At 58.2% G+C, this 14,055-nt stretch carries 14 protein-coding genes; 12 read left to right on the forward strand and 2 right to left on the reverse strand.

The genetic code is table 11. The annotated features are described in order from the left end of the window. Window position 1: 1 nt before the first annotated feature. From livF to ugpQ, 6 genes are all read left to right on the forward strand, one after another. Window positions 2–715 carry a high-affinity branched-chain amino acid ABC transporter ATP-binding protein LivF gene (gene livF, locus ACEPLT_RS01330; protein WP_008500102.1) on the forward strand — a complete coding sequence of 238 codons (714 nt, stop codon included), beginning with the start codon at window positions 2–4 and terminating at the stop codon, window positions 713–715. Between the two features lie 247 nt (window positions 716–962). Then, entirely contained in the window at window positions 963–2,279 is a 1,317-nt protein-coding gene (gene ugpB, locus ACEPLT_RS01335; protein ID WP_023326491.1) for a sn-glycerol-3-phosphate ABC transporter substrate-binding protein UgpB, read from the forward strand. Window positions 2,280–2,436: 157 nt separating this feature from the next. Next, window positions 2,437–3,324, forward strand: coding sequence for a sn-glycerol-3-phosphate ABC transporter permease UgpA (gene ugpA, locus ACEPLT_RS01340; protein WP_008503352.1), 888 nt, complete (start codon window positions 2,437–2,439; stop codon window positions 3,322–3,324). After that, entirely contained in the window at window positions 3,321–4,166 is an 846-nt protein-coding gene (gene ugpE, locus ACEPLT_RS01345) for a sn-glycerol-3-phosphate ABC transporter permease UgpE (protein ID WP_013099125.1), read from the forward strand. The genes ugpA and ugpE overlap by 4 nt, the downstream gene beginning before the upstream one ends. Before the next feature lies 1 nt (window position 4,167). Next, window positions 4,168–5,238 carry a sn-glycerol-3-phosphate import ATP-binding protein UgpC gene (locus ACEPLT_RS01350; RefSeq protein WP_008503354.1) on the forward strand — a complete coding sequence of 357 codons (1,071 nt, stop codon included), beginning with the start codon at window positions 4,168–4,170 and terminating at the stop codon, window positions 5,236–5,238. After that, entirely contained in the window at window positions 5,235–5,981 is a 747-nt protein-coding gene (gene ugpQ, locus ACEPLT_RS01355) for a glycerophosphodiester phosphodiesterase (RefSeq protein WP_039024666.1), read from the forward strand. Before ACEPLT_RS01350 ends, ugpQ begins: the two co-directional genes overlap by 4 nt. On the opposite strand, the gene ACEPLT_RS01360 is transcribed toward ugpQ, so the two are convergent. After that, the gene (locus ACEPLT_RS01360) at window positions 5,965–6,342 is read right to left on the reverse strand and encodes a DUF2756 family protein (RefSeq protein ID WP_008503356.1); all 378 of its coding nucleotides are present in this window, start codon (window positions 6,340–6,342) and stop codon (window positions 5,965–5,967) included. The genes ugpQ and ACEPLT_RS01360 overlap by 17 nt on opposite strands. A gap of 123 nt (window positions 6,343–6,465) precedes the next feature. Here ACEPLT_RS01360 and ggt point away from each other — a divergent pair, with 123 nt between their 5' ends. Continuing rightward, on the forward strand, window positions 6,466–8,211 hold the full coding sequence (ggt, locus tag ACEPLT_RS01365) for a gamma-glutamyltransferase (protein ID WP_232929240.1): 1,746 nt from the start codon (window positions 6,466–6,468) through the stop codon (window positions 8,209–8,211). 86 nt (window positions 8,212–8,297) lie between these two features. Here ggt and yhhY read toward each other — a convergent pair whose 3' ends face one another. Further along, window positions 8,298–8,786: an N-acetyltransferase gene (gene yhhY / locus ACEPLT_RS01370; RefSeq protein ID WP_447088321.1), complete on the reverse strand. Its 489-nt coding sequence runs from the start codon at window positions 8,784–8,786 to the stop codon at window positions 8,298–8,300. 256 nt (window positions 8,787–9,042) lie between these two features. On the opposite strand from yhhY, the gene ACEPLT_RS01375 reads away from it, so the two are divergent. The 5 genes from ACEPLT_RS01375 to gntU all read left to right on the forward strand — a co-directional run bounded on the left by ACEPLT_RS01375 (window position 9,043) and on the right by gntU (window position 13,993). Then, the gene (locus ACEPLT_RS01375; RefSeq protein ID WP_232929244.1) at window positions 9,043–10,080 is read left to right on the forward strand and encodes an oxidoreductase; all 1,038 of its coding nucleotides are present in this window, start codon (window positions 9,043–9,045) and stop codon (window positions 10,078–10,080) included. Between the two features lie 122 nt (window positions 10,081–10,202). Next, window positions 10,203–10,898: a pirin family protein gene (locus ACEPLT_RS01380; protein ID WP_021242746.1), complete on the forward strand. Its 696-nt coding sequence runs from the start codon at window positions 10,203–10,205 to the stop codon at window positions 10,896–10,898. A gap of 101 nt (window positions 10,899–10,999) precedes the next feature. Beyond that, window positions 11,000–11,995, forward strand: coding sequence for a gluconate operon transcriptional repressor GntR (gene gntR / locus ACEPLT_RS01385; RefSeq protein WP_021242747.1), 996 nt, complete (start codon window positions 11,000–11,002; stop codon window positions 11,993–11,995). A gap of 126 nt (window positions 11,996–12,121) precedes the next feature. Continuing rightward, entirely contained in the window at window positions 12,122–12,649 is a 528-nt protein-coding gene (gene gntK / locus ACEPLT_RS01390) for a gluconokinase (RefSeq protein WP_008503362.1), read from the forward strand. A 3-nt stretch (window positions 12,650–12,652) separates the two neighbouring features. After that, window positions 12,653–13,993: a gluconate transporter gene (gene gntU / locus ACEPLT_RS01395; protein ID WP_014833577.1), complete on the forward strand. Its 1,341-nt coding sequence runs from the start codon at window positions 12,653–12,655 to the stop codon at window positions 13,991–13,993. Window positions 13,994–14,055 lie beyond the last annotated feature (62 nt).

The raw sequence follows: 14,055 nt of genomic DNA on the forward strand, positions 1-14,055 counted from the left end.
GATGGAAAAAGCGATGTTAACGTTCGACAAGGTCAATGCGCACTACGGCAAGATCCAGGCGCTGCACGACGTCAGCCTGCATATCAACCAGGGTGAAATCGTCACCCTGATTGGCGCCAACGGCGCGGGTAAGACCACGCTGCTCGGCACCCTGTGCGGTGACCCGCGCGCCACCAGCGGGCGGATTGTGTTTGACGGCAAAGACATTACCGACTGGCAGACCGCCAGAATCATGCGCGAGGCGGTGGCGATTGTTCCGGAAGGGCGTCGCGTGTTCTCGCGTATGACGGTGGAAGAGAACCTGGCGATGGGCGGCTTCTTCGCCCACCGCGATGAATACCAGACCCGCATCAAGTGGGTGTACGAACTCTTCCCGCGCCTGTGGGAGCGTCGCATCCAGCGTGCAGGCACCATGTCAGGCGGTGAACAGCAGATGCTGGCGATCGGCCGCGCGCTGATGAGCCAGCCGCGCCTGCTGCTGCTGGATGAGCCGTCGCTCGGCCTGGCGCCGATCATCATCCAGCAGATTTTCGACACCATTGAGCAGCTGCGTAAAGAGGGGATGACCATCTTCCTCGTTGAGCAGAACGCCAACCAGGCGCTGAAGCTGGCTGACCGTGGCTACGTGCTGGAGAACGGCCGCGTGGTGCTGGAAGACACCGGCGACGCGCTGCTGGCGAACGAAGCGGTGCGGAGCGCTTACCTGGGCGGCTGAGCCGTCTGTATCGCCCGGTGGCGCTGCGCTTACCGGGCCTACAGGGATCGACCAGGCCGGGTAAGGCGTAGCCGCCACCCGGCTTTTTTAACCACTACACCCCTTCACACAACCATCATCCCCCTGACCCTTTGCTGTCACTTATCTGTAAACAAACAGTTATTTTTCTGTCATTCGAGCATGTCATGTTACCTCGCGAGCATAAAACGCGTGATATCGCGCATCCGGCACAATAAGAGAGATGACAATGACATCGTTACGACACACAGCTTTGGGTCTGGCACTGGGTCTGGCTTTTGCGACGAATGCAATGGCTGTGACGACCATTCCGTTCTGGCATTCCATGGAAGGGGAGTTGGGTAAAGAAGTTGACTCCCTGGCGCAGCGTTTCAACGACACCCATCCGGATTACAAAATTGTGCCGGTGTACAAAGGCAACTACGAGCAGAGCCTGAGCGCGGGCATCGCCGCCTTCCGTACCGGCAACGCGCCTGCACTGTTACAGGTTTATGAAGTGGGCACCGCCACCATGATGGCCTCCAAAGCCATCAAGCCGGTCTATGAAGTGTTCAAAGAAGCGGGTATTAACTTCGATGAATCCCAGTTCGTGCCAACCGTAGCGGGTTACTACACCGATTCCAAAACCGGACATCTGCTGTCTCAGCCGTTTAACAGCTCCACGCCGGTGCTGTACTACAACAAAGACGCCTTCAAGAAAGCCGGTTTAGACCCGGAGCAGCCGCCAAAAACCTGGCAGGACCTGGCCGAATACACCGCGAAGCTGAAAGCGGCGGGAATGAAGTGCGGCTACGCCAGCGGCTGGCAGGGCTGGATCCAGATCGAAAACTTCAGCGCCTGGCACGGCCTGCCGGTGGCGACCAAAAACAACGGCTTCGACGGCACCGACGCGGTACTGGAGTTTAACAAGCCGGAGCAGGTGAAGCACATCGCGCTGCTGGAAGCACTGAACAAGAAGGGCGACTTCAGCTACTTCGGGCGTAAAGACGAATCCACCGAGAAGTTCTATAACGGCGACTGCGCCATTACCACCGCCTCGTCCGGCTCGCTGGCGGATATCCGTCACTACGCCAAATTCAACTACGGCGTGGGCATGATGCCGTACGATGCCGACGTGAAGGGCGCGCCGCAGAACGCCATCATCGGCGGGGCGAGCCTGTGGGTGATGCAGGGTAAAGACAAGGGCACCTACAAAGGCGTGGCCGAGTTCCTCGACTTCCTGGCGAAGCCGGAAAACGCCGCCGAATGGCACCAGAAGACCGGCTACCTGCCGATCACCAAAGCCGCGTATGACCTGACCCGCGAGCAGGGCTTCTACAGCAAGAACCCGGGCGCGGATATCGCGACGCGTCAGATGCTGAACAAGCCGCCGTTGCCGTTCACCAAAGGCCTGCGCCTGGGCAACATGCCGCAGATCCGCACCATCGTGGATGAAGAGCTGGAAAGCGTCTGGACCGGGAAGAAAACGCCACAGCAGGCGCTGGATTCCGCGGTAGAGCGCGGGAATCAGCTGCTGCGCCGCTTTGAGCAGTCGACGAAATCGTAATCCGTGATTCGCCCGGTGACGCGTAGCGATCCGGGCCTACGGGGATCGTGCGGGCTGATGCCCTCACCCCAACCCTCTCCAACGGGGAGAGGGAGAAATATTTGTAGGCCGGGTAAGGCGTAGCCGCCACCCGGCATTGCTCAGGAACCCAATCTCAATGTCATCATCCCGTCCGGTGTTCCGTTCCCGCTGGCTGCCGTACCTGCTGGTCGCGCCTCAGCTGGTCATCACCGTTATCTTCTTTATCTGGCCTGCGGGCGAAGCGCTGTGGTACTCGGTACAAAGCGTCGATCCGTTTGGGCTCTCCAGCCAGTTTGTCGGGCTGGACAACTTTACCGCGTTGTTCCATGACAGCTACTACCTGGACGCCTTCTGGACGACGATCAGGTTCAGCGCGCTGGTCACCGTCAGCGGCCTTGTTGCCTCGCTGTTTTTCGCCGCGCTGGTGGACTATGTGGTGCGCGGCAGCCGCCTGTATCAGACCCTGATGCTGCTGCCGTACGCCGTGGCGCCCGCCGTCGCCGCTGTGCTGTGGATCTTCCTGTTTAACCCGGGGCGCGGGCTGATTACCCATTTCCTGGCAGAGTTCGGCTACGACTGGAACCACGCCCAGAACAGCGGCCAGGCCATGTTCCTGGTGGTGTTCGCCTCGGTGTGGAAGCAGATCAGCTACAACTTCCTGTTCTTCTTTGCCGCGCTGCAGTCCATCCCGCGTTCGCTGGTGGAGGCCGCCGCGATTGACGGCGCAGGGCCGATTCGTCGCTTCTTCAGGCTGTCGCTGCCGCTGATCGCCCCGGTGAGCTTCTTCCTGCTGGTGGTTAACCTCGTGTACGCCTTCTTCGACACCTTCCCGGTGATCGATGCGGCCACCGCAGGCGGTCCGGTGCAGGCGACCACCACGCTTATCTATAAGATCTACCGCGAAGGCTTCGCCGGGCTGGATCTCTCGGCCTCCGCCGCGCAGTCGGTGGTGCTGATGTTCCTCGTCATCATCCTCACGGTGGTGCAGTTCCGCTATGTTGAAAGTAAGGTGCGCTACCAATGATTGAGAACCGTCGCGGGCTGACGATTTTCAGCCACACCATGCTGATTCTGGGGATCATCGTCATCCTGTTTCCACTGTACGTGGCCTTTGTCGCCGCCACGCTGGACACCAAAGCGGTGTTCGACACGCCGATGACGCTGATCCCAGGCACGCATCTGTTCGAGAACATGAAGACCATCTGGACCCAGGGCGTGGGCGCCAACAGCGCGCCGTTCTGGCTGATGATGCTCAACAGCTTCATCATGGCGTTCGGCATTACGGTCGGCAAAATTACGGTGTCGATGCTCTCGGCCTTCGCCATCGTCTGGTTCCGCTTTCCGCTGCGCAACCTCTTCTTCTGGATGATCTTCATTACCCTGATGCTGCCGGTGGAGGTGCGTATCTTCCCGACGGTGGAAGTGATCGCCAACCTGAAGATGCTCGACAGCTACGCGGGCCTCACCCTGCCGCTGATGGCCTCGGCGACCGCCACCTTCCTGTTCCGCCAGTTCTTTATGACCCTGCCGGACGAGCTGATTGAAGCCGCGCGCATCGACGGCGCCTCGCCGATGCGCTTCTTCCGTGACATCGTGCTGCCGCTGTCGAAAACCAACCTTGCGGCGCTGTTTGTGATCACCTTTATCTACGGCTGGAACCAGTACCTGTGGCCGCTGCTGATTATTCAGGACGTCAATCTCGGCACCGCCGTGGCGGGCATCAAAGGCATGATTGCCACCGGCGAAGGCACCACCCTCTGGAACCAGGTGATGGCGGCGATGCTGCTCACCCTAATCCCACCCGTAGTCATTGTTTTAGCCATGCAGCGCGCGTTTGTCCGCGGCCTGGTCGATAGCGAGAAATAAGATGGCAGGTTTAAAACTTCAGGCAGTAACCAAAAGCTGGGACGGCAAAACCCAGGTGATTCAGCCGCTCACGCTCGACGTGGCGGACGGGGAGTTTATCGTGATGGTCGGCCCGTCCGGCTGCGGCAAATCTACGCTGCTGCGCATGGTGGCGGGGCTGGAGCGCGTGACGTCCGGGGATATCTGGATTGACCGCCAGCGCGTCACCGAGATGGAGCCGAAAGACAGGGGCATCGCGATGGTGTTCCAGAACTACGCCCTCTACCCGCACATGAGCGTGGAGGAGAACATGGCCTGGGGGCTGAAAATCCGCGGCATGGGCAAAGGCCATATTGAGGAGCGCGTGAAAGAAGCGGCGCGTATTCTGGAGCTGGACGGCCTGCTCAAGCGCCGCCCGCGCGAACTCTCCGGCGGCCAACGCCAGCGCGTGGCGATGGGGCGCGCCATCGTGCGCGATCCGGCGGTATTCCTCTTCGACGAGCCGCTCTCTAACCTCGACGCCAAGCTGCGCGTGCAGATGCGTCTTGAGCTGCAGCAGCTGCACCGTCGTCTGAAAACCACGTCACTGTACGTCACCCACGATCAGGTTGAGGCCATGACCCTCGCCCAGCGCGTGATGGTGATGAACAAAGGCGTTGCCGAGCAGATTGGTACCCCCGTGGAAGTCTACGAGAAACCGGCCACCCGCTTTGTGGCGAGCTTTATCGGCAGCCCGGCGATGAACCTGCTCGAAGGGCGCATCAGCAGCACGGGCACGCACTTTGAGCTGGAAAGCGGGATGGCATTGCCGATCAACTGGTACTATCGTGGCTACGCCGGGCGTAAGATGACGCTCGGTATCCGCCCGGAACATATCGGTTTAACCTCTCAGGCGGAAGGCGGCGTGCCGCTGGTGATGGACACGCTGGAGATGTTGGGTGCAGATAACCTGGCGCACGGGCGCTGGGGCGAGCAAAAGATGGTGGTGCGTCTGGCGCATCAGGAGCGCCCGAAAGCGGGCAGCACGCTGTGGCTGCACCTGCCGGAAAATCATCTGCACCTTTTTGACGGTGAAACAGGACAACGAGTATGAGCAACTGGCCTTATCCCCACGTCGTCGCCCACCGCGGCGGCGGTAAACTGGCGCCGGAGAACACCCTGGCGGCGATTGATGTTGGCGCGCGTTACGGCCACACCATGATCGAGTTCGACGCCAAGCTGTCGAAAGACGGCGAGATTTTCCTGCTGCATGACGATAACCTCGAACGCACCAGCAACGGCTGGGGCGTGGCGGGCGAGCTGCCGTGGCGCGATTTGCTGAAAGTCGACGCCGGAAGCTGGTACAGCGGCGAATTCAAAGGCGAACCGCTGCCGCTGCTGGCGGAAGTGGCCGATCGCTGTCGCCAGCACGGCATGATGGCCAATATCGAAATCAAACCGACCTCCGGCACCGGGCCGCTGACCGGCAAAGTGATTGCCCTTGCCGCGCGCGAGCTGTGGGAAGGGATGACCGCGCCGCTGCTCTCCTCGTTTGAAATTGACGCCCTGGAGGCGGCACAGGCGGCCGTGCCGGAGCTGCCGCGCGGGCTGCTGCTGGACGAGTGGCGCGAGGACTGGCGCGAGCTGACGACGCGCTTAGCGTGTGTCTCTATTCATCTTAATCACAAGCTGCTGGATGAGGCGCGGGTGAAGATGCTGAAAGACGCGGGACTGCATATTCTGGTTTACACCGTCAACAAACCCCAGCGTGCGGCCGAACTGCTGCGCTGGGGCGTGGACAGCATCTGTACCGATGCGATTGACCTGATTGGCCCGGACTTTAGTTCTGCGGATTAAGCATACTGCCATTCGACTGCGGCGGCAGCATATGCTGCTGTCCGCTGCCTGACGAAGTCATTCCACCTAACATTCCGCCGTTTCTGTTCGGCAGCGGCTGCTCGCGCACCTGCCCCTGCTGCACGCGCTGGGTGTTGGCGTTCATCTGATTTTGCAGGCTTTGCTGCTGCATCTGGGTCTGCGTTCTCAGCTGCTGATTCAGCATCCCTTTTTGCTGCTGTTGCTGGCTCATCATCTCGGTCTGCATACGCTGCTGGCTCGGGATAACGTAACCCGGCTGGTTCGGGTTATTCATCGTATTGAGTGGCTGTGCGAGCGCGGCAAACGGGATCAGCGCCGTAAGAATCAATAAGCGTTTCATTGTCATTTCCTCCTTTTGAGGTCTCTCTTAAGTTTACCCTGATTTCACCATGACGATGATTTTTTAGGAGTTGTGAACCAGGCTTAAGCGGGGAATATGGATCCCTTCACCTGGAGAACAATAATGATGAAACCAACGTTTTTGCGCTGGGTCGCCCTCGCCGCGCTGATGGCAGGCGGTACATTTAGCGTGGCGGCCAACCCGCCCGCGGCGCCTCCGGTCTCTTACGGCGTGGAGGAAGATGTCTTTCATCCCGTGCGGGCAACCCACGGCATGGTGGCGTCGGTGGATGCGCTGGCGACCCGCGTGGGCGTCGATATTCTCAGGCAGGGCGGTAACGCGGTGGATGCGGCGGTCGCCGTCGGCTATGCGCTGGCGGTGACGCACCCGCAGGCGGGGAACCTGGGCGGCGGCGGCTTTATGATGCTGCGCACCAAAGACGGGAAAACCACCGCCATCGACTTCCGTGAAATGGCGCCTTCTCAGGCGTCACGGGACATGTTCCTCGATGACCAGGGCAACCCGGACAGTAAAAAATCCCTGACCTCGCACCTGGCCTCCGGCACGCCGGGCACCGTTGCGGGCTTCTCGCTGGCGCTGGAAAAATACGGCACGATGCCGCTGAACAAGGTGGTGCAGCCTGCTATCAAGCTGGCGCGGGAGGGCTTTGTGGTGAATGACGCCCTGGAAGACGACCTCAAAACCTACGGCAGCGAAGTCATTCCGAATCACGAAAACAGTAAGGCGATCTTCTGGAAAGACGGTGAACCGCTGAAGAAGGGCGATAAGCTGGTGCAGAAGAATCTCGCCAAAAGCCTGGAGCTGATTGCGGAGCACGGTCCGGACGCTTTCTACAAAGGGGCGATTGCCGACCAGATTGCACAAGAGATGCAGAAGAACGGCGGGCTCATCACCAAAGCGGATCTGGCGGACTACAGGGCGGTGGAGCGCGAGCCGATTAGCGGCACCTACCGCGGGTACGAGGTCTTCTCCATGCCGCCGCCGTCTTCCGGGGGCATTCACATCGTGCAGATCCTCAACATTCTTGAAAACTTCGATATGCACAAGTTCGGCTTCGGCAGCGCGGATGCCATGCAGATAATGGCGGAGGCGGAAAAACGCGCCTACGCTGACCGCTCGGAATATCTCGGCGACCCGGACTTCGTGAAGGTGCCGTGGCAGGCGCTGACCAACAAAGCGTATGCCAAATCTATTGCCGATCAGATCGACATCAACAAGGCTAAGCCGTCGAGCGAGATCCGTCCCGGCAAGCTGGCGCCGTATGAAAGCAACCAGACCACCCACTTCTCGGTGGTGGATAAAGACGGTAACGCGGTGGCGGTGACCTATACGCTCAACACCACCTTCGGAACCGGGATTGTGGCGGGCAACAGCGGCATTCTGCTGAACAACGAGATGGATGACTTCTCTGCCAAGCCGGGCGTGCCGAACGTCTACGGGCTGGTCGGCGGCGATGCGAACGCGGTAGGGCCGAAGAAACGTCCGCTGTCGTCCATGTCGCCCACCATCGTGGTGAAAGAGGGCAAAACCTGGCTGGTAACCGGTAGCCCGGGCGGCAGCCGGATTATCACCACCGTATTGCAGATGGTGGTGAACAGCATCGACTTTGGGATGAACGTCGCCGAAGCGACTAACGCCCCGCGTTTCCACCACCAGTGGCTGCCGGACGAGCTGCGCGTCGAGAAGGGCTTTAGCCCGGACACCATTAAACTGCTTGAGCAGCGTGGGCAGAAGGTGGCGGTGAAGGAGGCGATGGGCAGCACCCAGAGCATTATGGTGGGGCCGGACGGAGCGCTGTTTGGCGCATCAGACCCGCGTTCGGTGGATGATTTGACGGCGGGGTATTGATGTATTGCCCGGTGGCGCTGCGCTTACCGGGCCTACAACTGCACGAACGTAGGCCGGGTAAGGCGAAGCCGCCACCCGGCAAATCACTACTTCATTCTCGCCATATAATACGCGTCCACATGTTCGCCGTTGCGCAGGGCAAATTTCTTGCCGGTCCCTTCGATTTCAAAACCAAAATTTTTATAGAGGGCAACAGCCGCGGGGTTATCGGCAAAGACCGTCAGTTCGATACGTTCAATGCGCAACCAGTTGTCACACAGGTTGATCATCTCGCTCATGAGCCTGCGGCCTACGCCGCGTCCCTGCATATCCGCAGCCACGCTGATGCCGAATGTGGCAACATGGCTGCGACGCGGGTTTTCCATCACGTCCAGCGCCATATGCCCGATAACGCGCTGGTCCAGACAGGCAACGAGATGGCGCCGGCCTGGTTTTGTCGCAACGCGTTCGTGCCATATTTCCATAGAAGGATGAGGGAGCTGTAGCGTGTCGTGATACACATCAGGATGCGACATGATGTCACGTAAAGCTTCTGCATCGCTGGGTTCGATGTGGCGTATCACTATCTCACTCATTCCTTGTTCCTCAGTCAGTTAAACGTCCCTTCCAACATCAATGACTTTAAAATTTGAGTCAACCGCTATTTTTTGCAAAAAGTATTGGACAAGTGCGAATGAGAATGATTATTATTGCTCTGCATTCAGGAAGACTGCTACGGGAACCTGAAAGCACGACATTGCTCACATTGCTTCCAGTATTACTTTAGCCAGCTTTTAGCTGGCTTTTTTTTTGTTATGGTTAGACTCAGTAACCTTCCAAAAGGACTGAGCCATGACACTACACTGTGCATTTATTGGATTTGGCAAAAGCACCACCCGCTATCACCTGCCGTATGTCCTCAACCGTAAAGATACCTGGCATGTGGCCCATATCTACCGCCGCCGCGCGAAGCCGGAAGAGCAATCTCCTCAGTATTCCCACATCCACTTCACCAGCGATCTCGATGAGGTGCTTAACGATCCGCAGGTCACGCTGGTGATTGTCTGCACCCACGCCGACAGCCATTTTGACTATGCGAAACGCGCGCTGGAAGCGGGCAAAAACGTGCTGGTAGAAAAGCCGTTCACCCCGACCATCGCCGAAGCGAAAGCGCTGTTCGCGCTGGCGAAAAGTAAAGGGTTGACCGTCACGCCGTATCAGAACCGTCGCTTTGACAGCTGCTTCCTGACGGCAAAAAAAGCGATTGAAAGCGGCAAGCTCGGCGACATTGTGGAGATAGAAAGCCACTTCGATTACTACCGTCCGGTGGCGGAAACGCAACCCGGACTGCCGCAGGATGGTTCGTTCTATGGTCTGGGGGTGCATACCATGGACCAGATCATCTCCCTGTTTGGCCGCCCGGACCACGTGGCGTATGACATTCGCAGCCTGCGCAACAAAGCCAACCCGGACGATACCTTCGAAGCCCAGCTGTTCTACGGTGACCTGAAGGCCATCGTCAAAACCAGCCATCTGGTGAAAATCGACTACCCGAAATTTATCGTTCACGGCACTAAAGGTTCGTTTATCAAATTCGGCATTGACCAGCAGGAGACCAGCCTGAAGGCCAATATCATGCCGGGTGAGCCAGGCTTTGCCGCGGACGATTCCGTGGGCGTGCTGGAGTATGTGAACGACGAAGGCGTAACGGTCAAAGAAACGCTGAAGCCGGAAACCGGCGACTATGGCCGCGTCTATGATGCGCTGTTTGAGACTCTCACAAACGGCACGGCGAATTACGTCAAGGAATCTGACGTTCTGACCAACCTCGAAATCCTTGAACGGGCCTTCGAACAGGCTTCTCCTGCCACGGTAACCCTCGCGAAATAAGCAAAAACGGCTCCTCTGCACTTGTTCACAATTTTTGAACAGAGGAGTCAATTTTCACCCCCTATGATCCCAGGCCGTTTGCGTCCACACTTACTCCATCGAAACGAACTGAGGGTGAAACAATGATCTACTTACGCAAAGCAAACGAACGTGGTCACGCGAATCATGGCTGGCTGGACTCATGGCATTCATTCTCGTTTGCCGACTACTACGACCCGAACTTCATGGGCTTCTCCGCACTGCGCGTGATTAACGACGACGTGATTGATGCAGGCCAGGGCTTTGGTACCCACCCGCACAAAGACATGGAAATCCTGACCTATGTGCTGGAAGGCGCGGTTGAGCACCAGGACAGCATGGGCAACAAAGAGCAGGTTCCGGCGGGCGAGTTCCAGATTATGAGCGCGGGTACCGGGGTGCGTCACTCCGAGTACAACCCAAGCAAAACGGAAAAACTGCACCTGTATCAAATCTGGATCATTCCAGAAGAGACCGGCATCACGCCGCGCTACGAGCAGCGCCGCTTCGACGCCAAACAGGGTAAACAGCTGGTGCTCTCCCCGGATGCGCGTGAAGGTTCCCTGAAAGTGCATCAGGATATGGAGCTGTACCGCTGGGCGCTGGCGAAAGATGAACAGTCCGTGCATCAGATTGCCGCTAACCGCCGCGTCTGGATCCAGGTGGTTAAAGGCGACGTGTCCATCAACGGCACCAAAGCGACAACCGCCGATGGTCTGGCTATCTGGGATGAGCAGGCGATCTCCGTGCATGCCGACAGCGAAAGCGAAATTCTGCTGTTTGACCTGCCGCCGGTGTAATAAAACATAAATAAATCCCCATCCTTCCCTTTGACAGGGGAAGGATGGGCTTTGTCCGTGGTAAACTGAGCGAATCTCTCACTTCAAGATTTCTCAGGACGATGAAAAAGAAACGCCCCGTACTTCAGGATGTCGCCGATCGCGTCGGTGTGACCAAAATGACGGTCAGCCGTTTTTTACGTAACCCGGAACAGGTTTCCGTGGCGTTACGTGGCAAGATTGCCGCTGCCCTTGATGAACTGGGTTATATCCCCAACCGTGCGCCCGATATTCTCTCCAATGCGACCAGCCGCGCGGTGGGCGTTCTGCTTCCTTCTTTGACCAACCAGGTTTTCGCCGAAGTATTACGTGGAATTGAAAGCGTCACCGATGCGTTTGGCTACCAGACCATGCTCGCCCACTACGGGTACAAGCCGGAACTCGAAGAGGAACGTCTTGAATCGATGCTTTCCTGGAACATTGACGGCCTGATTTTAACCGAACGAACCCACACTGCCCGCACGCTCAAAATGATTGAAGTGGCCGGTATTCCGGTCGTGGAGCTGATGGACAGCCAGTCGCCGTGCCTCGACATCGCCGTCGGCTTTGATAACTTCGAAGCGGCGCGCCAGATGACGGCGGCCATTATCGCCCGCGGGCATCGTCATATCGCCTATCTGGGTGCGCGTCTTGATGAACGTACTATCATCAAACAGAAGGGATACGAGCAGGCGATGCTCGACGCGAACTTAACCCCGTACAGCGTGATGGTGGAGCAGTCCTCTTCCTATACGTCGGGTATTGAGCTGATGCGTCAGGCGCGACGCGAGTATCCGCAACTGGACGGTATTTTCTGTACCAACGATGACCTCGCGGTCGGCGCAGCGTTTGAGTGCCAGCGTCTGGGGCTGAAGATCCCTGATGATATGGCGATCGCCGGTTTCCACGGCCATGACATCGGTCAGGTGATGGAGCCGCGTCTGGCGAGCGTCCTGACGCCGCGTGAACGTATGGGCCGCATTGGCGCAGAACGCCTGCTGGCGCGCATTCGTGGCGAGACGGTGACCCCGAAAATGTTAGATTTAGGTTTCACCTTGTCACCGGGTGGATCTATTTGAACTGACAAATTTGAAGTAGCTCACACTTATTCACTTCGCGCACGTTTGGATATTGCTTCTCTTTTGCCCCAGCAGGACAATGTTACCGATAACTGTTACCCGTAACAATTGACTGAGGGACACCCTTTGAGCACGACTAATCACGATCACCACGTCTACGTCCTGATGGGCGTTTCCGGTAGCGGGAAATCAGCCGTGGCCAGCGAAGTGGCGCATCAACTCCAGGCTGCGTTTCTTGATGGCGACTTCCTCCATCCGCGCAGCAACATCATGAAAATGGCCTCCGGCGAACCGCTGAACGATGACGACCGCAAACCGTGGTTGCAGGCGCTGAATGACGCCGCGTTCGCGATGCAGCGCACTAACAAAGTCTCCCTGATCGTCTGCTCCGCGCTGAAAAAAACCTACCGCGACCTGCTGCGCGACGGCAACCCAAACCTCTCTTTCATCTACCTGAAAGGAGATTTCGAGGTGATTGAAAGCCGCCTGAAGGCGCGCAAAGGTCACTTCTTCAAAACCCAGATGCTGGTAACGCAGTTCGAAGCGCTGCAGGAGCCGGGTGAAGACGAGAAAGACGTCTTAGTGGTTGATATCGATCAGTCACTGGAGGGTGTTGTTGCCAGCACCATCGAGGTCATTAATAAAAGGCAGTAAGTTTTGAGTACATTAACGCTAGTTTTGACAGCAGTGGGTTCGGTATTGCTGCTGCTGTTTTTAGTGATGAAGGCGCGCATGCACGCCTTTGTTGCTTTGATGGTGGTTTCTATTGGTGCAGGTCTCTTTTCCGGTATGCCGCTCGACAAGATCGCCGCGACAATGGAAAAAGGGATGGGCGGTACGCTGGGCTTCCTGGCGATTGTGGTCGCGCTGGGCGCGATGTTTGGCAAGATTTTGCACGAGACGGGCGCGGTCGACCAGATTGCCGTTAAGATGCTGAAATCCTTCGGCCACAGTCGTGCGCATTACGCGATTGGTCTGGCCGGTCTGATTTGCGCGCTGCCGCTGTTCTTCGAAGTGGCCGTTGTGCTGCTGATAAGCGTCGCCTTCTCCATGGCGCGCCATACCGGTACTAACCTCGTGAAGCTGGTCATTCCGCTGTTTGCGGGCGTGGCGGCAGCCGCAGCGTTTCTGCTGCCGGGGCCTGCCCCGATGCTGCTGGCCTCCCAGATGCACGCCGACTTTGGCTGGATGATCCTGATTGGCCTGTGCGCGGCAATCCCGGGGATGATTATCGCCGGTCCGCTGTGGGGCAACTTCATCAGCCGTTACGTTGAGCTGCACATTCCGGACGACATTACCGAGCCGCACCTGGGCGAGGGCAAAATGCCATCCTTCGGCTTCAGCCTGTCGCTGATCCTGCTGCCGCTAGTGCTGGTGGGCCTGAAAACCATCGCCGCGCGCTTTGTGCCGGTCGGTTCTACCGCCTACGAATGGTTTGAGTTCATTGGTCATCCGTTCACGGCGATCCTGGTGGCGTGCCTGGTGGCGATTTACGGCCTGGCGATGCGTCAGGGGATGCCAAAAGACCGGGTGATGGAGATCTGCGGTGCGGCGCTGCAGCCTGCGGGGATTATCCTGCTGGTGATCGGTGCAGGCGGCGTGTTCAAGCAGGTGCTGGTGGATTCCGGCGTGGGCCCGGCTCTGGGCGAAGCGCTGACCGGGATGGGCCTGCCGATTGCGGTCACCTGCTTTGTGCTGGCTGCGGCGGTACGTATCATCCAGGGTTCCGCCACCGTGGCGTGTTTAACCGCCGTGGGTCTGGTGATGCCGGTGATTGAACAGCTGAACTACTCCGGTGCCCAGATGGCCGCGCTCTCTATCTGTATCGCGGGCGGTTCGATTGTGGTCTCTCACGTTAACGACGCCGGCTTCTGGCTGTTCGGTAAGTTTACCGGCGCCACCGAAGCGCAAACCCTGAAAACCTGGACGCTGATGGAAACTATCCTCGGCACGACGGGTGCAATTGTCGGGATGATTGCCTTTACGCTGCTCAGCTAAATGCGGTGATTTAACAAGGCTAAAAATAAGGCCCGGTAGCGTCAGCGCTTACCGGGCCTTTT

The organism is Enterobacter sp. fkY84-1 (assembly GCF_052974705.1).